This window comes from Sphingosinicella sp. LHD-64 (genome assembly GCF_031157375.1).
Classification (GTDB): Bacteria; Pseudomonadota; Alphaproteobacteria; order Sphingomonadales; family Sphingomonadaceae; genus Allosphingosinicella.
In genome coordinates this window covers 13958-32573 of the sequence record NZ_JAVIFV010000006.1, presented here as the reverse complement: position 1 = coordinate 32573, position 18616 = coordinate 13958, and the positions used below count along the sequence as shown (strand labels likewise).

The window sequence follows — 18616 nt, the reverse complement described above, 5'->3', positions numbered from 1 at the left end:
GGGCTCACCCGGTGAGCGGCCTTACATGCGCTGTCAGTGCGCCGACGAAGGCCTGGGCATTGGTATAGCAGGCGAAATGCCCGCCCTCGATCGTGGCGAACGCTTTGGCTGGCGCGGCGAGGTCCGATACGAACCGCTCCGCGACGTCAGTCGGTGTGATGTGGTCATCCCGGCCCTGGATCACGACGACGGGGATCGCCGCGGATGGCCCGGAGGCATAAGCGTCGAACGCCACGACCGCCGGCGTCAAAGCCTCCGCCGAGAAGCCGAAGCCCGCGACCCAGTCGCCGACTGGGCCGGTCTCCGGATGGGGGCGGGCCCCGACGAAGCGCCGCTGCTCTTCGAGAAAGGCCAAGTCCGCGGGTGGCATGATCCAGCGCCGGAGCGGCGCCGTACGCGCCATGTCGCTGATCGGCAGTCTCTGCGCCGCATCCAGCGCTGCCAGCGCCTCGCGATCATCGGCGGCGGTCGCCCGGGCGCGGGCGTAGCGCTCCTGCGAAATGATCGAGCGCCCCCAGTTCACACTCTGGCCGGTCCCGACATAGGCGGAAAAAAGGTCGGGCCGAGCGTGGATGGTGTTCCACGCCAGGATCGAGCCCCACGACTGGCCGGCCAGCACGATCTTTGTCTTACCGAGCCGCGCGCAAAGATGCTCCGCAATGGCGATCGTGTCGGCGGTCAGGCGCGTCAGCGACATCTCGCCCTGGCCGGCCCTGTCGCGACCGAACGTCCGACCGGCGCCCCGCTGGTCCCAAAGCGCCACCGTGAACGCGTGCCGCCACGGATCGAACAGCGACGCGAAGGGCGACATCGCCTCGCCCGGGCCGCCATGCAGGAACAGGAGCACGGGATCGGCGGGTCCGGCGGGCCGGATCGACAGCCATTGCTCGATCCCGCCGATCGGCACGAACCCATCCGTCGACCCCTCCGTCTCGCCCGCAAAGGCCGGCATCGGGAGGCCGGCAAGCGGTGCTGCAGCGACCATGCGCAAGACGTCACGTCGGCCGGGCAGGGCGTTCATGCTACAAATGTAGCATAGTGGTCCTGCCAAGTCACGCTGCCTGCGCGGCGAACGCCTTTAGGCCCGCTGCGACGCTACCCAGCGATTCACCTCCTGCTCGAGGATGGTGAGGGGCAGGGCGCCTTTGAGAAGGATCTGGTGGAACTGCCTGAGGTCGAAGCGTTGACCCAGCGCCGTCTGCGCCTCGCCGCGCAGCCGCATCCAGACGGTATGACCCACCTTGTAACTGCATGCTTGGCCCGGCGCGACGCAGTAACGGTCGATCTCGCGCTGGGTACGCGGGCGCGGGAAGCCGGTCGTATTGACCATATAGTCGGTCGCCCGGGCGCGGTCCCAGCGCATGTGGTGGATGCCGGTGTCGACGACCAGGCGGACGGCGCGGAACAGCAGCGACTGGAGCATGCCGACGCGGCCCAGCGAGTTGCCCTCGTAGACGCCGAGCTCGTCGGCGAGCGATTCCGCATAGAGCGCCCACCCTTCCGTATAGGCGCCGAACGGCGACAGCTTCAGCAGCATCGGCGTGTCGCGGCTCTCCTGCGCGAGGCTGATCTGCAGGTGATGGCCCGGCATCGCCTCGTGATAGGTGAGCGAGGGCAGACCGTATTTCGGCCAGTCGTGGGTGTCCTTGAGGTTGATGTAATAGAGCGCCGGCCGCGAGCTATCGAACGGCGCCGGGTTGTAATAGCCGTTGGGTGCGCCGTCCTGGATGAACTCGGGCACGCGCACCACCCGGATCTGCGACCGGATCTGCGTCGCGAAGGCGCGGGGCAGCAGCGTGTCGACCTGCTCGATCTGCCGGTTGAGGTCGGCGAGCAGCTGCTCGCGCCCGGCGTCGGTGTTGGGATAGAGCTGGGCCGGATCGGCATTGAGCGCGGTGAGCCGTGCGCCCACCTCGTCGCCGGCCAGCCCCTGCGCGTCGAGCAGTTCGCCGATCCGCGCGCTGATCTCCGCCACCTGGGTCAGGCCAAGCTGATGAACCTCCGCCGGGGTCATGGTGGTGGTCGTCGCCGCGCGGACGGCCGAGGCATAGTAGTCGCCGCCATTGGGCAGCCGCCACACGCCGGCCTCCTGCGTCGCGCGGCCGCGCAGCTCGCGGATCAATGCGATCTGACGATCAAGCGCGGGAAAGACCTTGCCGGTGACGATCGCCTCGGCCCGCGTCGCATAATCGCCGCCGAGACTGGCCTCGCCCGCCTTGCGGGCGATCGAGGTGACGAGGACCGTCTCGGCCGCCGGCACGCCGCGCAGCGCGTTCAGCTGGGCGAGCGTCGTATCGAGCGCGAAAGCGGGCGCGAACACGTTCTGCGCCGCATCCTGCCGCTGCTTCTGGCTGTTCTGGTCGAGCGCGGTGTCGAATGCATCGAGCCGCGCCAGATAGGCGTCGGCATCGCCGGCATTGTGCACGGCATGGTGCTGATCGAGGAAATCGGGAATATTCTGGTAGGCGCCGTCCTGCTGGCTGATCACATAGGGCGAATAGCCGACGCCGTTATTGCCATAAGGGATCGCGAGCCCCTCGAGGATGCTGTCGCCGAGGAAGCGGACGGTGTCGTAGTGCAGCTTGTGGCTCTCGGAGAGCCGGGCGCGGTCGATCCCCTCCATCTCGGCCTTGAAGCGGCGGTTGTCGGCGAGCCCGCGCGCCTGCGCTTCCGGCGAATAGTCGGTGAGCTTCGATTTCCACGCGGCATGTTCGCCGGTGTCGAGGCCCAGCATCGTCGCATATTCCGGATTCATCTCCATGAAGTAGAGGAACATCCGGTCGAGCAGACCGGTCAGCGCCGCGTCCGCGCTGCCCGCCGCCGCCTGCCCGAGCGCGGCCGAGGGGAGGAAGGCGAGCGCCGATGTCGCGCCGAGCGAGGCGATGAAGGTCCGTCTGTCCATGGAAAGCCGCTCCGGGTGAGTCGTGGGATGGCCCGTGCTGCCACCTTCCGATGCCCGGAGGCAAGACGGTGATTTAGTCCGCTATCACGGGCGGACCGTCGCCCTGCCGGGCCCTGCGCAGCAGCAGGAGCAGCGGGATGGCGATCAGGGTGACGATCATCATCAGATGGAAGTCGTCGATATAGGCGATCATCAGCGCCTGCCGGTTCACCTCGGCGTCGAGCAGCGCCGCCGCCGTGACGGTCAGCGGCTGGGCGGCGCCGATCGTCGGGTCGATCGGCGGCAGGCTGGCCGGCGTGACGTGCGCGGCGAGATCGGCATGGCTGATCTGGAGATTGCGGGCGAGCAGCACGCTCACCACAGAGATGCCGATCGACCCCCCGACGTTGCGCGAGAGATTGAGCAGGCTCGCCGCGGTGGTGCGGAAGCGCGCATCGAGCGTGCCGAAGGCGAGGGCGTTCAGCGGCACGAACAGGAAGCCCAGGGAGAAGCCCTGGACGACGCCGCTGACGATGATCGGCCGCTTGTCCATCTCGAGCGAGAAGCCCGACATCTGCCAGAGCGAAAGCGCCATCAGCGCGAGGCCGACGAGGATCAGCACGCGCGCGTCGACCCGACCGACGAGCCGGCCGACGACGATCATCGAGAGCAAGGTGCCGATCCCGCGCGGCGCGGTGAGGAAGCCCGATTGGAGCACCGAATAGCCGAACAGCCCCTGCAGCATCGGCGGCAGCAGGGCGAGGCCGGCGAGGAGCATCACCCCGGTGATTGCCATGAACAGCATGCCGGTGACGAAGTTGCGGTCCCTGAACATCGTCGAGTCGAACAGGGGTGCCTTGCTGGTCAGCATGTGGACGACGAACATCCAGGCGCCGGCGAGGAACAGGCCGGTCTCGATCCAGATCTCCCAGCTCGCGAACCAGTCGACCTGCTCGCCGCGGTCGAGCATCATCTGCAGGCCGCCGAGCGCGAGGGCCAATAACGCGAAGCCGAAAATGTCGAACCGCCGCTTCACGATCTTCGTGACCGGCAGGAAGCGCAGCAGCATGACGGTGGCGAGCACGCCGACCGGCAGGTTGACGAGGAACACCCAGCGCCAGTTGAAATTGTCGGTGAGCCAGCCGCCGAGCACGGGCCCCAGGATCGGCCCGACCATGATGCCGGCGCCGAACATCGCCATCGCCCGGCCGTGATTCTCCGGCCGGTTGATGTCGAACATCACCGCCTGGGCGAGCGGCACGAGGAAGGCGCCGGCGACGCCCTGGAGGATGCGGAACAGCACCATCTCCTCGAGGCTCGTCGCGACCGCGCAGAGCAAAGAGGCGATCGTGAAGGCGATCACCGACCAGACGAAGAGCGGCTTGCGCCCGACCCGGTCGGCGAGCCAGCCGGTGATCGGAATGGCGATGGCGGAGGCGACGATGTAGGAGGTCAGCACCCAGTTCACGGTATCGCGGGTCGCCCCCAGGCTGGTCTGCATGTGCGGCAGCGCGACGTTGGCGATCGTCGTGTCGAGCACCTGCATCAGCATCGCGAGGATCACCGCGACGGTGATCGCCGCGCGTTTGCCGGGGCTCATGTCGTAGAGGTGGGTGGGGGCGGCCGCCGCCATGGGATCAATGCCGGACCGCGACCTGCTGGCGCGGGCGGTCGCGCGTGTCGACCGTCACGTCGGCGGAAAGGCCGGCGATCAGCGGCCGGCCGGGATCGGCGTCGACCGCGATCCGCACCGGCACGCGCTGCGTCACCTTCACCCAATTGCCGGTGGCGTTCTGGGCGGGGAGGATCGAGAATTGCGATCCGGTGCCGGCGCCAATGCTCTGGACATGGCCATGGACGCGGACGCCGGGATAGGCGTCGAGCTCGACCTCCGCCGGCTGGCCGACATACATGTTGGTGAGGTCGGTCTCCTTGTAGTTCGCCTCGACATAGGTCGTCGCGCTGCGCACGATCGTCACCGCCGGCACGCCGCTGACCGCGGCATTGCCGGTCTGCAGCCGATCGGTCTGCGTCACGATGCCGTCCGCCGGCGCGCGCACCTCGGTGCGGGCGAGGTTGAGCAGCGCCTGGTCGCGGGCGACCCGCGCCGCCTGTACCGACGGTTGCTCGGCGACGCCGCCGCCGGTCAGCGCCGAACGGGCGGTGACAGCGGCGGACCGCGCATTGGCAAGCCGCTCGCGCGCCTCCTCGACGTCGTGCATCGCGTTGTCATAGGCGGTGCGGGTGGTGAAGCCGCGCTGGACCAGCGCCTCGTAGCGGGCGAAATTCTGCTCGGCATATTGGAGGTTCGCCTGGGCGCCCTGGATGTCCGCGCCGGTGCCCGCCACCTGGGCGGAGGCCTGCGCGACCTGGACCTCGGCGGCGCGGATCTGCGCCTCGGCATTGGCGAGCGCGATCCGGTAAGGACGCTGGTCGATGCGGAACAGCAGGTCGCCGCGGCGCACCCGCTGGTTCTCCCGCACGAAGACCTCGCCCACCGTCCCGGAAATCTCCGGCGCGACCGAGACCATGTCCTGCTGGACATAGGCATTGTCGGTCGAGACGTAGCGGCCCGAGGTCAGCCACATATAGCCGCCGAACGCGGCGAGCAGCAGCGGCACCGAGAGCATCAGGATCAGCCGCCATGGCCGCTTCTTCGGCTCGGCGGCGGCAGGAATGTCGGGCGGAGTGGCGACGGCGGCCGCCTCGACGGGCGGCTTGGGATCGGCTTCGCTCATTGTGCGGATACCCTGGTCTGTATGGCGTTGAGATTGTCGCGGACGCGGGCGAGCACGCGCGAGGCGACGGCCCGGTCCTCGGAGGACACGCCGGCGAGCAGGTCGGCGTGGAAGACGTCCGAAAGGGCGTCGAGCTCCTCGAGCACGGGCAGCGCTCTTTGAGTCAGGTGGATGCGCCAGACGCGTCGGTCGGCCTCGTCCTGGCGGCGCTCGACATAGCCGGCCTCGGCCAGGCGATCGACCATGCGCGAGAGGGTGATCGGCTCGACGTCCAGCGCTTCGGCGAGTTCGACCTGCTTCTGGCCGTCGCGGCGCGACAGCTTGGCGAGCACCCGCCACTGGGCGCGGGTCGAGCCGAGCACGGCGGCGCGCCGGTCGAAATCGCGGCGCAGCGCGTGGGCGGTCTCGACGACCTCGATGGCAAAGCGTTCCATGAGCGGAGATATAATAAGCATACTCATAAATTGCAAGACGCAATGCTGCGCCGCAACAAACGTTCGGCCTGGAAAAAAGCTCAGGCGGGCTGGCTGACCGCCTCGAGCAGGCCTTCGAACAGGCGGCGGCCATCGGTGCGGCCATGGGCGTCCTCGACCGCCCGCTCCGGGTGGGGCATCATGCCGAGCACGTTGCCGGCCTCGTTGAGGATGCCGGCAATGCCGCGTGCCGAGCCATTGACTTCGGCGGCATAGCGGAACGCCACCCGGCCTTCGCCTTCCAGCCGGTCGAGCGTCGCCGCGTCGGCCTGGTAATTGCCGTCATGATGGGCGACCGGAATTGCGACCGCCTCGCCGGCGCCGTAGCGGGCGGTGAACGCCGACTGGCTGTTCTCGACGGTCAGCGGCACATCCCGGCAGATGAAGGAGAGGCCGGCATTGCGCATCAGCGCGCCGGGAAGCAGGTGCGTCTCGGTGAGCACCTGGAAGCCGTTGCACACGCCGAGGATGAACACGCCGCGTTCGGCGGCGTCCTTCACCGCCCGCATCACCGGCGATTGCGCCGCCATCGCGCCGGAGCGCAGATAGTCGCCATAGGAAAAGCCGCCCGGGATCGCGATCAGGTCGAGGCCCTCGGGCAGCTCGGTCTCGCGATGCCAGACCATCGTCGGCGCCTTGCCCGTCACGATGCGAAGACCCTCGGCCATGTCGCGGTCGCAGTTCGAGCCGGGGAAGACGATGACAGCGCTTTTCATGCCGCGGCTCCCACGCGCTCGATCTTGAAATTCTCGATGACGGTGTTGGCGAGGAGCTTGCGGCACATGTCCTCGACCTCGGCGTCGCTGACCTTCGGATCGAGATCCAGCTCGATCAGCTTGCCGGCGCGCACGTCGTTGACGCCGGAAAAGCCGAGGCCCTCCAGCGCGTGATGGATGGCCTTGCCCTGCGGGTCGAGGACCCCGTTCTTGAGCGTCACATAGACACGGGTTTTCATGAATGCTCCGGCTGGTCGCGGGTTGGCCGCCATATGGTCCGATCCTGCCTGCGGCACAAGCGGTTCGCGTCCCTAATCGTCATGCCAGCGAAGGCTGGCATCTCATGGAGACCCGCCGAGACCTCCTGTCCCAAGACCCCAGCCTTCGCTGGGGTGACGAAGAGGGGGCTGGTTTTGCCGCTTGGGCTTACCTATCTCCCTCTCATGAGCGAAACGGCCGACATCTCCCTCTCCCCGAGCGCGGCGGCGCGGATCTCCGCGATTGCGGCGAAGCAGAACAAGCCGGCGATCCTGCGCCTGTCGGTCGAGGGCGGCGGCTGCGCGGGCTTCCAGTACCGCTTCGGCCTCGCCGATGCGGTCGAGGCGGACGACGTGACCGCCTCGACGGACGGCGTCACCCTCGCGGTCGACCAGCTCTCGCTCGATCTGGTCCGCGGCAGCATGGTCGATTTCGTCGAAAGCCTCGGGGGCGCGGCCTTCCAGGTGACCAATCCGAACGCCGCATCGGGCTGTGGCTGCGGGACGAGCTTTTCGATCTAGCTCGCGGCGGCTATCACCGCCGCCATGAAGATCGCCTCCTACAACATCAACGGCATCCGCGCGCGCATGCCCCGGCTCGTCGAATATCTCGAGGAGCAGAAGCCGGACGTGCTCTGCCTGCAGGAGCTCAAATGCGCCGACGACAATCTGCCGATCGGCGAGATCCAGGCGGCGGGCTATGACGGCATCTGGCACGGGCAGAAGGGCTTCAACGGCGTCGCCATCCTGACGCCCGGCGGCGCGCCGACGCTGCGCTGCATCGGTCTTCCCGGCGATCCCGACGACACCCACAGCCGCTATATCGAGGCGGAGGTGAACGGTGTGATCGTCGCCTCCATCTACCTCCCCAACGGCAATCCGGTCGGCACCGAGAAATTCGCCTACAAGCTCGCCTGGATGGACCGCCTACGCGCTCATGCCTCGGAGCTGCTCGCCGAGGAGCGGCCGGTGGTGCTCGCCGGCGACTGGAACGTGATCCCGACCGACGATCCCGACGACGTCTTCTCGGCCCGGGCGATGGCGTCCGACGCGCTCGCCCAGCCCGAAAGCCGCCAGGCGTTCCGCCGCATCCTCAATCTCGGCTACACCGACGCGATCCGCGCCCGCCATTCCGAGGGGGTGATGTACACCTTCTGGGATATGAAGACGAACGGCTGGGAGCGCGACGCGGGTTTCCGCATCGACCACCTCCTGCTTTCGCCCCAGGCCGCCGACCGGCTGTTCGATGCCGGCGTCGACAAGGACTATCGCGGCCGCGAGCGGCCCAGCGACCATACGCCGGCCTGGGTAATTCTCGACGACTAGGAACCGCGCTTCGGGAAAAGTGGCGCGCGGTGGGACTTGCGTTCCCCACAATGCGTTCGGTCGGCCTGAGGGCCGGACCCGTGCTACGGCAGCAAGATTCACCGTGTCGCGCGCGCCGGCCATTTGCATAACATGATCCGCCCGAGTCGCGAACCTCCCGCGCGCGACCGGTCCCCGCTCCGGCTCGGCTCGCCCGGACTCAGCAGCGCTGCGAGGTGCCGACCGATCCGTCGGGATTGGTGATGATGAGCTGGTCGGGGCCACCCCGGCGCACGCGAAGCGGGAAATCGCCATTCTCGCCGGTCAGCACCAGCCGGTCGCCGCTCAGCGTCCAGCGTCCCTCGCCGCCCAGATGGGTGCGGAAGGTGCCGTCGGCCCGGAACGCCACGTCCTTCATGCAGTCGCCATTGTCGCCCCAGCGGCCGACGAGCGCGGCCGCGGTGACCGGCGCGTCCGCCTGAGGCCGGGGCTGCGGTTTGCCGCTGAACGCAGAAGCGGGGGCCGCCGCCAGCACGCCGGCCATGAGGAGGACCGCCAGGCCTTTGCAGAGACGTCTTGCCATGATGATTCCCCCTCTCCCGCAGCCGGCCTAGCAGCGTGTCGATCGACCGCGCGTCCCGTTTGGGTCGGTGGTCAGGATCGTCCGCGCATCGGACGCCTCGAGCCGCAGCGACGTGTTGCCGCCCTGACCCGAGAGAAACAGCATCTCGCCGTCGAGCTCCCAGTCGCCGCCGCCGCCGTTGAAGGAGCGGAACGTCCCGTCGGGCAGGAATTGGACGGCCATGCCGCAATTGCCGTTATCGGTCCAGCTGCCGATCAGCATCGCCTCGGAGATGGCGACCGCTCCGTCCCCGAAGCCGCCGGACGGATCCTTGCCCCCGCCTGCGCCTGCGCCGTTGTTGGAAAAGGCCTGAAGCGAACGGCTGGACGTGACGCCGGCGTCGGCAACCTGGGTCGATCCTTGCCCGGTCGGCTTGCCGCCCGGCGCTGCGCCCTGGTTGCCCTCGGCCGCCATGTTGGCCTGGTTCGCCACCACGCCGCCGGACAGGCCGCCCTTCACGAAATCGCAGGCGCCGAGCGTCAGCACCGCCGCTGCCAGAACCACCGTCTTCATGCCTCGCGCCTCGCAACTGCCTTCCGCCGATCATAGCCCGCCGCCGGTTGATCGCAAAGCGCGGGGCGCGCTGCTTGCACCGGCCGGGAAAGCATGTTTGGCTGCCGCCGAGGTCATCAGGGGGGATCCGAACATGAAAACGGGACAGTTTTTTGCGGCCCTGGCGCTTCCGGCCGCCTTGCTCGCCGGCGCGCCGGCGGCGCATGCGGCCGAAGGCGAGGGGATCGGTGGCTTCTATGTCGGCATCCACGGTGGCCGCGGCAGCGACTCGTCCGACTGGGCGGGGACGCCGAACGGCAATCCGGCGCCGGGTTTCTCGACGGCGAACGTGGCCGATATCGATGCCAGCGGCTGGCTGCTCGGCGGCACCGTCGGCGGGCGCTGGCAGACCGGCTATCTCGTGCTCGGGCTGGAGGGCGAGGCGAGCTGGGCCAATCTCGAGGATTCCGCCGCAAATACAGCGTTCGCCGGCCGCACCAATACGACCGAGATCGACTGGATCGGCACCGTCACCGCCCAGTTCGGTATCCAGACCGGCAAGGTTCACGGCTATCTCGAAGCGGGCCTCGGCTTCACCGGCAGCGACTACAGCGTTGCGGATGCGGACGGCGTCGCGCCCGATCTCACCGGCGGCATCTCGGACACGCGCAGCGGTCCGGTCTTCGGCGCCGGCTTCGAATATCTGGTGAGCAGCGGTTTCTCGCTGCGCGGCGAATACAACTACATGAACTTCGGCTCGAACGATTATACGTTCGGCGGCGACACGTGGGAGATCGACCAAACCCTCCACGTCTTCCGCCTGGCCGCGCTGTACCGGTTCTAGCCCGGAGAGATGGGCGCTTCGTTCAGAGCGCCTTTTCGTAGATCCGGTAGATCCGGTTGACCTTGGATTCGATCGCATCGGCGATCGAGACCATCCCTTGGTTGTCGTCCAGGATCCAGCCGATCTCGCCACGCGTCATGCCGTGGACCGAGACGCCGGCGCGGCGGATATATTCGATCAGCATGAAGGCGAGCTGACTTGCCAGCCGGCTCGACTGGAGCCGCTTCCTGACGCCCATCAGCGCCACCCGGCCGTTCGGGAAGCGCTGGCGGTGGAGCCGCCACAGCAGCTTCGCCCAGCCAAACGGAAAGAGATTGCCCTTGAGGTCGCGGATGAAGAGGTTGAGGTCCGGCAGGGTGAGCATGAACGCGACCGGTTCGCCGTCGAGCTCCGCCACCTGGATGAGATCGGGGAAGACGATCGGCTTGAGCTTCTTGCCGGCAAAGGCGATCTCGCTGTCGGTCAGCGGGATGAAGCCCCAATTGTCCGACCAGGCGTCGTTCAGGATATTGAGGATGATCGCCGCCTCCTCGTCGAAGCGGCTCTTGTCGATCCGGCGCACGCGGATCCGCGGATTCTTCTCGCCCGAGGCCACGATCCGGCCGATCAGCGGCGGAAACGGCGTGTCGACGGCGAGGTCGTAGGTGACGAGGTCCTTGACCTTGGCGTAGCCGGCCTTCTCGACCCAGGCCTGGTAGGCGGCCTTGTTGTGCCCCATCATCACCATCGGCGGGTAATCGTGGCCGTGGACGAGCAGCCCCGGCTCGTCCCAGATGCCGAGGCTGAACGGGCCCATCGAGCGTGTCATGCCTTTCGCCCGCAGCCAGTCCTCGGCCGCGGCGATGAGCGCTCGGTACACGTCTTCGTCCTCGCCCTCGAACATGCCCCACTGGCCGAGCCCCGCGCCCATATGCTCCAGCACGAGCTGATCGACCTGGGCGGAGATGCGCCCGACCACCCGGCCGCCGCGCTCGGCGAGGAAGAATTCGCCCTCGGCATGCTCGAACCAGGGGTTCTTCCCCGGCGTGATCAGCGCACGGACTTCGTCCTTGAGCGGCGGCACCCAGTTCGGATCATCGGCATTGAGACGATAGGCGAGGTCGACGAAGGCCTTTTTGTCGGCCTTGGATGCGAGCGGACGGACGCTGATTGGGGCGGCGGGCATGGCGCGGGGATAGGGCAAAGGCCATCGCCGCGAAAGTGCCCGCGCAGCCGATCAGCCGACGAAGAGCGGCGCGGTCCGGTCGTGCCAGGGACGCGCCTGTTCGAGCTCGAAGGCCAGTTCCAGCAGCGCCTTCTCGCCTCCGGGTTCCGCGGCGAAGTGCAGGCCGATGGGGAGACCGTCCCGTGACCAGTGGAGCGGCAGGCTGATCGCCGGCGCGCCCGCGACATTCTGGATCGGCGTGTAGCCGACATAATCCCACATCCGGTCCTTCATCTCGGCCCAGCTCAGTCGCCCGTCGAGATAGCCGACCGGCGCGGGCGGGCGATTGAGCACGGGCGAGAGGATGACGTCGTAGCGCTCGAACCATTGGACATAGGCGCGCGCCGCGGCCTGCAATCGGGCCAGGTTGGCTTCGAAGGCGTCCGGCACGGTGTCGGCGCTGCGGGCCATGTCGAGGAAGGCCGGCTCGAACGCCTCGGCGGTCGCGACCTTTCCGGTCCGCTCCTCATAGGCGCGCACGATCCGGGCAGTGGCGGTGATCCAGTAGGTGCGGAAATCGTCGTTGAAGCCCGGCACCGGAAACGGCCAGGCGGCGGGTTCGACATGATGGCCGAGCCCGGCAAGCAGATGCGCCGCTGCCTCCAGCCCGTCGCGCACGTCGGTTGCCGGCGGACGATCCGTCTGGCTGACCGCGACCATCCCGATGCGCAGCCGCCGCCGGCCGGGCGCCTCGATGAGGCCGATCGGCGGGAACGCCGCCTCCGCCGACCGGTCCTCGGTGACCGCCAGCAGGGTTGCGCTGTCGCGGACGGAGCGCGACACGCAATGGTCCGATGCGAGCGCGAGCCGCGCCGGGCTCCTGCCCGAGGAGATCGTCCGGCCCCGCGACGGCTTCAGGCCGACGAGCCCGCAATTGGCCGCGGGGATGCGGATCGAGCCGCCGCCGTCATTGGCATGCGCGAACGGCAGGACGCCCGCGGCCACCGCCGCCGCGCTGCCGCCCGAGGAGCCGCCAGGGGAACGGTCGCGGTTCCACGGATTGCGGGTCGGGCCGAAGGCGAGCGGCTCGGTCGCACTCGATGCGCCATATTCGGGCGTTGCCGACTTGCCGAGGATGACCAGCCCAGCCTCCTCCAGCGCGGTCACATAGGGTGACTGGCTCGCCGCCGGCGGCAGGTCGGCCGTCGACCGGGACCCCGACCGGGTCGGCAGCCCGGCGACGTCGGTCAGGTCCTTGACCAGATAGGGCACGCCGGCGAAGGGCCCGGTCAGTCCGCCGGCGCGGGCGCGGGCCCGCGCCCGCTCATAGGCCTTCGTCACCATGAAGTTGAGCAGCGGATCGGCCCGCTCGATCCGTGCGATCGCCGCCTCCACCGCCTCGGACGCGCTGATCTCGCCCCGCCGGATGCGCGCCGCGAGCGCCACCGCATCTCCCGGCCCGCCCGGCGAGGCGGCGAACAGGCCTGGCGCCGCGCCCAGGGTGGCGGACAGCCCCGCCGCGGCGATGAACGAACGTCGTGTCAGCATCTTCTGTCCCCCGTCCAGGCCCGCTTCAGTTCTTGCGGGACGAATGAAGAAAGCGGAGCTTCCAGCCGTCGGCCGTGCGCACCAGGTGGGCGCTTTCCAGCCATTGCGGCGTCTGCAGCTGGCCGTCGGCGCCCAACCGCCAGCCCTCGCTGCGATAGCGGATCGTCGCGAGGTCCCCCGCCGCTTCGACGACCAGGTTGGAGAGGATCCAGCGCAGCTCGGGATAAGCCTGCCTCACGGCGGCGAGGCGATCGAACAGCACGTCGTTGGTCATCACCTCGCCCGCGTCGTAGAGCAGGAAATCGCCGGTCGTCAGCCGCGCCGCCGCCGCCCGGTCGCCGCGTTCGAGCGCGCCGAAATAGCCGGCCAGCACCGCACGGATCGCGGCTTCCTGCCCGACTGGCCCTTCCGGCCGCACGGAATTGACGATCTCGCGCAGGAAGCGCCCTTCCATCCGCGAGAAGGCGATCGGCTGGCCCGGCGGTGTGCCGCCGCCGAAGCCGAGGCGGAGCACGACAAGGTCGTGCGAGGGGATGATCCACATCGCCTGCCCGTCGATGCCGAGCATGGCATAGCTGTCCTCGGGAAGCTCCGGATCGTCGAGGCGCGAACGTGCCAGCCAAAGCTGCCCGGCATAATCGGGCGTACCGGCGGCGACCCAGGCCGGTGCCGGTGCGCGCAGCATGTCCATGAAGTCCGCGTCGAGCAACCGCTCCCCGTTCCAGGTGCCGTCCTGCAGCAGGAACTGGCCGAATCGCCCCCAGTCGCGCGCCGTCGCATGGCCGAAACCGGTCATGACCGGATTGCCGCGCGCGTCGCTGGAGACGGTCATGCTGGTCATTCCGATGGGCTCGTAGAGCGCGGCGCGCGGCCAGGCCGCGAAGCTCCGGCCGTGCCGCCGTAGCACCCGGTCGATGGCGGCGCTCAGCGCCACCGTGTCGCAATTGCGGTAGCGGCCGATCCGCCCCGCCGGAAACTCGGCGGGCCGCGCGAGTGCCCAGGCGAACGTATCGGGCTGCACGACGGCGGCGAGATGATCGGGATAGCCCTCGGCGTGCCAGCGCCGCGCGTCATAGCCGCGGCCGTCGCTGCAGCGCAGGCCTCCGCTCATCCGCAACAGGTCGAGCCAGCGGATCGATCGCCGGTCGTCGCCCGTCCATTCCTCGATCGGCACCGGATCGCGAAGCCGGATCAGCCCCTCGCCGGCGAGCAGGCCGACGAGCGCGGCCTGCACCGTCTTGGTCATCGACCAGCCTGCCAGCGGCGTCGTGGCGGTGATGCCGGGGGCGTAGCGCTCGGCGACGATGGCGCCGCGATGGACGACGAGCACGGCGCTGGTGCGTGCCGCCGGATCGGAGAAGGCCCGCGCGACTGCCCGGTCGATCGCCGCCGCGGCGGAGGCCGGCAGGCGCTCGCGCGAAACCGTCCAGTCCGCCCCGGTTGACGGCGCAACTGGCTCTCGTGATGCGGGCGGCAGATCGTCGGCGAGCGTGCAGCCCTGCCCACGGACATGGGTCGCCGTCCGGCTGCGCCCTTCCGCCCGCACCGTCACGCGCCCGCGGCGCCGGTCGACGATCGGCGGGGCGACCGTGCCGCGCGCGCCGATCCAGAAGAGGCCGCTGTGGGAAAGGAAGTCCGAAGCGGGAAGGCCGGTCAGGAAAACCGCGCCGCACGCCTCGAGCGCGACGCCGGCAAGCGGAAGGTCCATCGCTTCTGCATCTTCCGGAGCTGCGCCGGCTGGTGACGCGGCCCACAGAGCCACGGCCGCAATCGCGGCGAGACAGAAGGGCCGGGTCAATCGTCTGCGCACGCTTGACCGGCTAGCCAGTCGGAACGATACGATCCAATACATAGTTCGTCATCATCAAGACGCAGATTATATCGATGGACTTTCGCCAGCTTGAGCTGTTCGTGGCGGTTGCCGAGGAGTTGCATTTCGGCCGCGCGGCGGCGCGGATCGGCATGGCGCAGCCTCCCTTCAGCTATCAGATCCGCAGGCTCGAAGATCGGCTCGGCGCGACGCTGCTCGACCGCACCAGTCGCAAGGTGACGCTGACCCCGGCCGGCGCCCAGCTTCTACGGGAGGCCTACGGCCTGCTCGGACGCCGTGCGGAGATCGAGATGAACGTGCGGCGGGCGGGAAGGGGCGAAACCGGCACGCTGCGGATCGGCTTCGGCGCTAGCGCCGCATTCGGTATCCTCCCCGATGCGGTCCGCCGCTTCCGGGCGCGCTATCCCGATGTCGCGCTCAGCCTTCATGGCCATGATGTCGCCGAAGTACCCGCCGCCTTGTCGCGCGGCCTGATCGACGTCGCCTTCGTCCGCGCGCCGGTGACCCATGTCGGCGTCGTCACCGAACCGCTTTGCGCCGATCCCTTCATGGTGGCATTGCCGAGCGATCACCCGCGCGCCGGCGAGACCTGCTTCGAGCTGGCGTCGCTTGCCGATGAGCCGTTCGTCTTCGTGCCCCGGCGCGTCGCGCCAGACCTCCATGATCTGGTCATCGCCCAATGTCGCAAGGCCGGTTTCCCACCGCGCGTCGTGCAGGAGGCGGTGACCTGGCTGGAGGTGATGAGTTGCGTCGCCGCCGGCTTCGGCATAACGATCAATTCCCGTGCGATGTCGCGCCTCTGGCCGGACCATATCGTCTTTCGGGACCTGGACGACTTCGATGCGACCGCGGAGCAAGGCCTGGCCTATCTCGACTCCGACCCTTCCGAGACCGTCGCGAATTTCAGAGCGGACTGCCGGGCCGTCGCGCAGATCGCCTGAACCGTGCCCAATCCCAGTCTTCGGCCTAGTCTTCGGACCCTGGCGCCTGTTTAGCTGATGCGCTGGAACGTAACAGTCCGCCGATCCGCATCGATGGCAGTGAGCCGGACACGAAGCGCATCCCCCGGCGCGACCCGATGCGCGTCCACGCGCGCGACGACGGGGAGGTCGGCAAGCTGGATGCGCGCGCCGCGTCCGTCGATGTCGGTCACAACCGCCGGCAGAATCTCGTTCTCGCGGCCGCTCAGCATCACCGCTTCGGCGAGATCGATCACCGAGCGCTCGACTTGCCCGGCGATCGCGTCCGCCCGCGCCATCACCGCCGGCAGCTTCGCGAAGGCCTCGCCCGTCGCGGCGGGAACCGGATTTCCGTTCGCGATCGCCAGCGTCGCCTGCACGACGTAGCGATCGGCCAGCCGGCGCAGCGGCGCGGTCGCATGGGCATAGGTCGCGGCCATCGCGGCATGCCAAGGCGTGACGCCGTCGCGGAATGGCACGTAGAGCGCGCCGGGGCTGGCCCGGCGGATCGCCAGCATGAAGGCCGCCTGCTTCGGATCGGCGGGATCGAGCCCGGCCTCGAAGGCATCGAGCGATGTGCCCGCCGGCCAGTCGAGACCGAAGGCGCGGGCGGTCTGCCGCAGCCGGCCGATCGCCCGTTCGTCGGGCGCCTCCATCGTCCGGAACAGGCCGGTGCGATGGGCCTGAAGCGCATTCGCGACGGCGAGGTTCGTCGCCAGCGACAAGGCGGCGTTGCGGTCCTCCGAGAGGAGGCGCGGACGGAAGGCGAGCCGGAAGCCGCCATTCCCGTCCGATGCGACCTCCTGCTCCGGCGGGTCGACGCGGGCCGCGCCGCGCTGTCGCTCCGCGGCCTGGATGCGCCCGGCCAGCTCGGCGAAGCCGGGCGGCAGGTCGGCCTCGGCGACCTTGTCATAGGCGAGCTTGGCCCGGCTGCGGATGATCGCGCGTTCAACGCCGTCGAGGCCCACCGTGCCGTCGGGCGCGACCCGGACGGTGAACACGACCGCCGGCCGCGGCCCGTCCGGCAGCAGGCTGGCTGCGCCCTCGCTCAGCACCGGCGGATAGAGTCCCGCCTTGCCGTCGGGCAGATAGAGGGTCGCGCCCCGCCGCCACGCCTCGACATCGATCGGGTCGCCGTCCTCGACGAACCAGGCGACATCGGCAATGGCATAGTGAAGCAGGAGGTCGCTGCCGGCACGGTCGATCACGAAAGCCTGGTCGAGATCGGTGGAGGTCGCGGGGTCGAGGGTGACGAACGGCCGGTCGGTCCGGTCGACATGGTCCGACGGCGCGCGCTTCGCCGCGACCTCCGCGGCCGCGAGCACATCGGGCGGAAAGGACTCTGGCACCTTGAACTGGGTGCGGATGGCGGCGAGGCCGCGGCTCAGCGCGCCGGTCGGATCTGCAAGTGCCTTCATCGCCACCTTGGTAGACCGCAAGGCGGCGGTTCGGGAAGCCGGCTCAGCGCTTCAGCGCCGGCCACATCGCGACGACGATCACGCCGAGCAGCAGCCAGGAGACGACGTCGAACGGCCCGTCCTCGAGCAAGGCGCTGATCAGGCCGACGAGGCTGATCACGCCGAGCAGCGTCGGCACGCGATAGGCGCGCCACAGCCCCATGCGGGTCTTGCTCATGCGGCAGCCGCCGCCCGGGCGCGTTCGCCCGCCTCGAGAATCTCGCTGACGCGCTGATCGGTGGAGCCGCGCGCGCGGCGCAGCCAGAGGTAGAGGCCGCTGCCCAGCACGATGATCGTGGCGATGTCGAGCAACGCCCAGATGACCTTGAGCGGCAGGCCGCCATAGTCGCCGAAATGGAGCGGTTGCGAAAGCAGCAGCGTGGTGATGTACCAGGGCACTTCCGGCTCGGCCGTCACCTCGGCAGTCGCCGCATCGACCAGCACGGGCTTCATCAGCCGCTCGGTCAGCGGCGTGTTGCCGCGGAAGAAGACGCCGAGATGGTGGTTGCCGCTATAGCCGGTGCCGGGATAGCTGACGAAACCGGGCGTCATGCCGGGCGTCCGCGCGCGCGCCGCCGCCACCGTCGCGTCGAGCGAGGCGAAGCGCTCGGGCCGCAGCGCATCGGCATAATGCGCGCTGAACTCGGCCACGGCCTCGGCCTGCCAGGCGTAGAGGAGCGGGCGGGCCAGCGTGTTGATCGCTCCGGTCAGGCCGACGACCAGCGCCCAGGCGAGCGTCACCGCCCCGATCAGGTTGTGCATGTCGAGCCATTTCAGCCGCGCGCTGCCGTGGCGCCGCACCGTGCCGAAGTCGAGCTTGCGCATGAACGGTCCGTAGAGGACGATGCCGGAGACGAGCGCGACCGCGAAGAGCAGGGTCATCACGCCGAGGAACAGCGTCATGCCGAGCCCGAGGAACAGGTCGGTGTGCAGCCGGTAGATGAACATCATCACGCCGGAATCGAGCGCCTGCCGCCCAAGCTCCTCGCCGGTATGGGCGTCGAACAGGAAGACCTTCATGTCCTCGACCGTCACGTCCGGGCGCGGGCCGGTGTTGACGTAGACGACCGGCTCGTGATCGTCCCAGCCGAGGAACAGCGGCACGTCGCCGGGCGCGCGGGCCAGCGCGCTGGCCATGATGCCGTCGAGGCTCGCCGGCCGGGCGCCCTCGACCACCGCCGCGGGCTCCTTCATGTCCCGCGTCGCGTGGTCGATCTCCTCCCAGAAGATCAGCGGCAGGCCGGTGACGCACAGGATCAGCAGGAACAGCGTGCAGATGAGGCTCGTCCATTTGTGGACGAGATACCAGGCCTTGACCTTGCCGCGCGTCATCGTGCCGTCTCCCAGTT

19 protein-coding genes are annotated in these 18616 nt (G+C 68.9%); 4 read left to right on the top strand and 15 right to left on the bottom strand.

Translation table 11 applies throughout. The features are described 5' to 3' along the window. Positions 1–4: 4 nt before the first annotated feature. The 7 genes from RCO27_RS18215 to purS all read right to left on the bottom strand — a co-directional run bounded on the left by RCO27_RS18215 (position 5) and on the right by purS (position 7047). On the bottom strand, positions 5–985 hold the full coding sequence (locus tag RCO27_RS18215) for an alpha/beta hydrolase (RefSeq protein ID WP_309004143.1): 981 nt from the start codon (positions 983–985) through the stop codon (positions 5–7). A gap of 93 nt (positions 986–1078) precedes the next feature. After that, positions 1079–2902, bottom strand: a complete 1824-nt coding sequence (locus tag RCO27_RS18210) for a DUF885 family protein (protein WP_309004142.1) — start codon at positions 2900–2902, stop codon at positions 1079–1081. Positions 2903–2975: 73 nt separating this feature from the next. Then, the gene (locus RCO27_RS18205; protein ID WP_309004141.1) at positions 2976–4514 is read right to left on the bottom strand and encodes a DHA2 family efflux MFS transporter permease subunit; all 1539 of its coding nucleotides are present in this window, start codon (positions 4512–4514) and stop codon (positions 2976–2978) included. A gap of 4 nt (positions 4515–4518) precedes the next feature. After that, positions 4519–5619, bottom strand: coding sequence for an HlyD family secretion protein (locus tag RCO27_RS18200; protein ID WP_309004140.1), 1101 nt, complete (start codon positions 5617–5619; stop codon positions 4519–4521). Further along, complete coding sequence (locus RCO27_RS18195) at positions 5616–6053, bottom strand: MarR family transcriptional regulator (protein ID WP_309004139.1); 438 nt, start codon at positions 6051–6053, stop codon at positions 5616–5618. The genes RCO27_RS18200 and RCO27_RS18195 overlap by 4 nt, the downstream gene beginning before the upstream one ends. Positions 6054–6133: 80 nt before the next feature. Continuing rightward, complete coding sequence (purQ, locus tag RCO27_RS18190) at positions 6134–6808, bottom strand: phosphoribosylformylglycinamidine synthase subunit PurQ (protein ID WP_309004138.1); 675 nt, start codon at positions 6806–6808, stop codon at positions 6134–6136. Continuing rightward, the gene (gene purS / locus RCO27_RS18185) at positions 6805–7047 is read right to left on the bottom strand and encodes a phosphoribosylformylglycinamidine synthase subunit PurS (RefSeq protein WP_309004137.1); all 243 of its coding nucleotides are present in this window, start codon (positions 7045–7047) and stop codon (positions 6805–6807) included. Before purS ends, purQ begins: the two co-directional genes overlap by 4 nt. Before the next feature lie 204 nt (positions 7048–7251). Between purS and RCO27_RS18180 the strand changes: the two genes are divergently transcribed. Together RCO27_RS18180 and xth are read left to right on the top strand one after the other, a co-directional pair. After that, on the top strand, positions 7252–7587 hold the full coding sequence (locus RCO27_RS18180) for an iron-sulfur cluster assembly accessory protein (protein WP_309004136.1): 336 nt from the start codon (positions 7252–7254) through the stop codon (positions 7585–7587). Between the two features lie 24 nt (positions 7588–7611). Beyond that, the gene (xth, locus tag RCO27_RS18175) at positions 7612–8391 is read left to right on the top strand and encodes an exodeoxyribonuclease III (RefSeq protein ID WP_309004135.1); all 780 of its coding nucleotides are present in this window, start codon (positions 7612–7614) and stop codon (positions 8389–8391) included. Positions 8392–8590: 199 nt separating this feature from the next. On the opposite strand, the gene RCO27_RS18170 is transcribed toward xth, so the two are convergent. Next, positions 8591–8953 (bottom strand): hypothetical protein, encoded by a 363-nt coding sequence (locus tag RCO27_RS18170; protein WP_309004134.1) that lies wholly within the window; start codon positions 8951–8953, stop codon positions 8591–8593. A gap of 27 nt (positions 8954–8980) precedes the next feature. Then, the gene (locus tag RCO27_RS18165; RefSeq protein ID WP_309004133.1) at positions 8981–9505 is read right to left on the bottom strand and encodes a hypothetical protein; all 525 of its coding nucleotides are present in this window, start codon (positions 9503–9505) and stop codon (positions 8981–8983) included. A 133-nt stretch (positions 9506–9638) separates the two neighbouring features. Between RCO27_RS18165 and RCO27_RS18160 the strand changes: the two genes are divergently transcribed. Continuing rightward, positions 9639–10328, top strand: coding sequence for an outer membrane beta-barrel protein (locus RCO27_RS18160; protein ID WP_309004132.1), 690 nt, complete (start codon positions 9639–9641; stop codon positions 10326–10328). 22 nt (positions 10329–10350) lie between these two features. On the opposite strand, the gene RCO27_RS18155 is transcribed toward RCO27_RS18160, so the two are convergent. Genes RCO27_RS18155 through RCO27_RS18145 form a run of 3 tightly spaced genes read right to left on the bottom strand, consistent with a single transcriptional unit; the run spans position 10351 to position 14782 of the window. Continuing rightward, entirely contained in the window at positions 10351–11493 is a 1143-nt protein-coding gene (locus RCO27_RS18155; RefSeq protein WP_309004131.1) for an N-acetyltransferase, read from the bottom strand. Positions 11494–11544: 51 nt separating this feature from the next. Beyond that, entirely contained in the window at positions 11545–13020 is a 1476-nt protein-coding gene (locus RCO27_RS18150; RefSeq protein WP_309004130.1) for an amidase, read from the bottom strand. Positions 13021–13045: 25 nt separating this feature from the next. Beyond that, positions 13046–14782 (bottom strand): serine hydrolase, encoded by a 1737-nt coding sequence (locus RCO27_RS18145; RefSeq protein WP_309004129.1) that lies wholly within the window; start codon positions 14780–14782, stop codon positions 13046–13048. A gap of 122 nt (positions 14783–14904) precedes the next feature. On the opposite strand from RCO27_RS18145, the gene RCO27_RS18140 reads away from it, so the two are divergent. Beyond that, the gene (locus tag RCO27_RS18140) at positions 14905–15792 is read left to right on the top strand and encodes a LysR family transcriptional regulator (RefSeq protein ID WP_309004128.1); all 888 of its coding nucleotides are present in this window, start codon (positions 14905–14907) and stop codon (positions 15790–15792) included. A 50-nt stretch (positions 15793–15842) separates the two neighbouring features. On the opposite strand, the gene RCO27_RS18135 is transcribed toward RCO27_RS18140, so the two are convergent. Genes RCO27_RS18135 through RCO27_RS18125 form a run of 3 tightly spaced genes read right to left on the bottom strand, consistent with a single transcriptional unit; the run spans position 15843 to position 18599 of the window. Further along, positions 15843–17228, bottom strand: a complete 1386-nt coding sequence (locus tag RCO27_RS18135) for an RNB domain-containing ribonuclease (protein ID WP_309004127.1) — start codon at positions 17226–17228, stop codon at positions 15843–15845. Positions 17229–17271: 43 nt separating this feature from the next. Beyond that, positions 17272–17445 (bottom strand): hypothetical protein, encoded by a 174-nt coding sequence (locus RCO27_RS18130; protein ID WP_309004126.1) that lies wholly within the window; start codon positions 17443–17445, stop codon positions 17272–17274. Next, positions 17442–18599, bottom strand: coding sequence for a PepSY-associated TM helix domain-containing protein (locus tag RCO27_RS18125; protein WP_309004125.1), 1158 nt, complete (start codon positions 18597–18599; stop codon positions 17442–17444). Before RCO27_RS18125 ends, RCO27_RS18130 begins: the two co-directional genes overlap by 4 nt. Between the last annotated feature and the right edge of the window lie 17 nt (positions 18600–18616).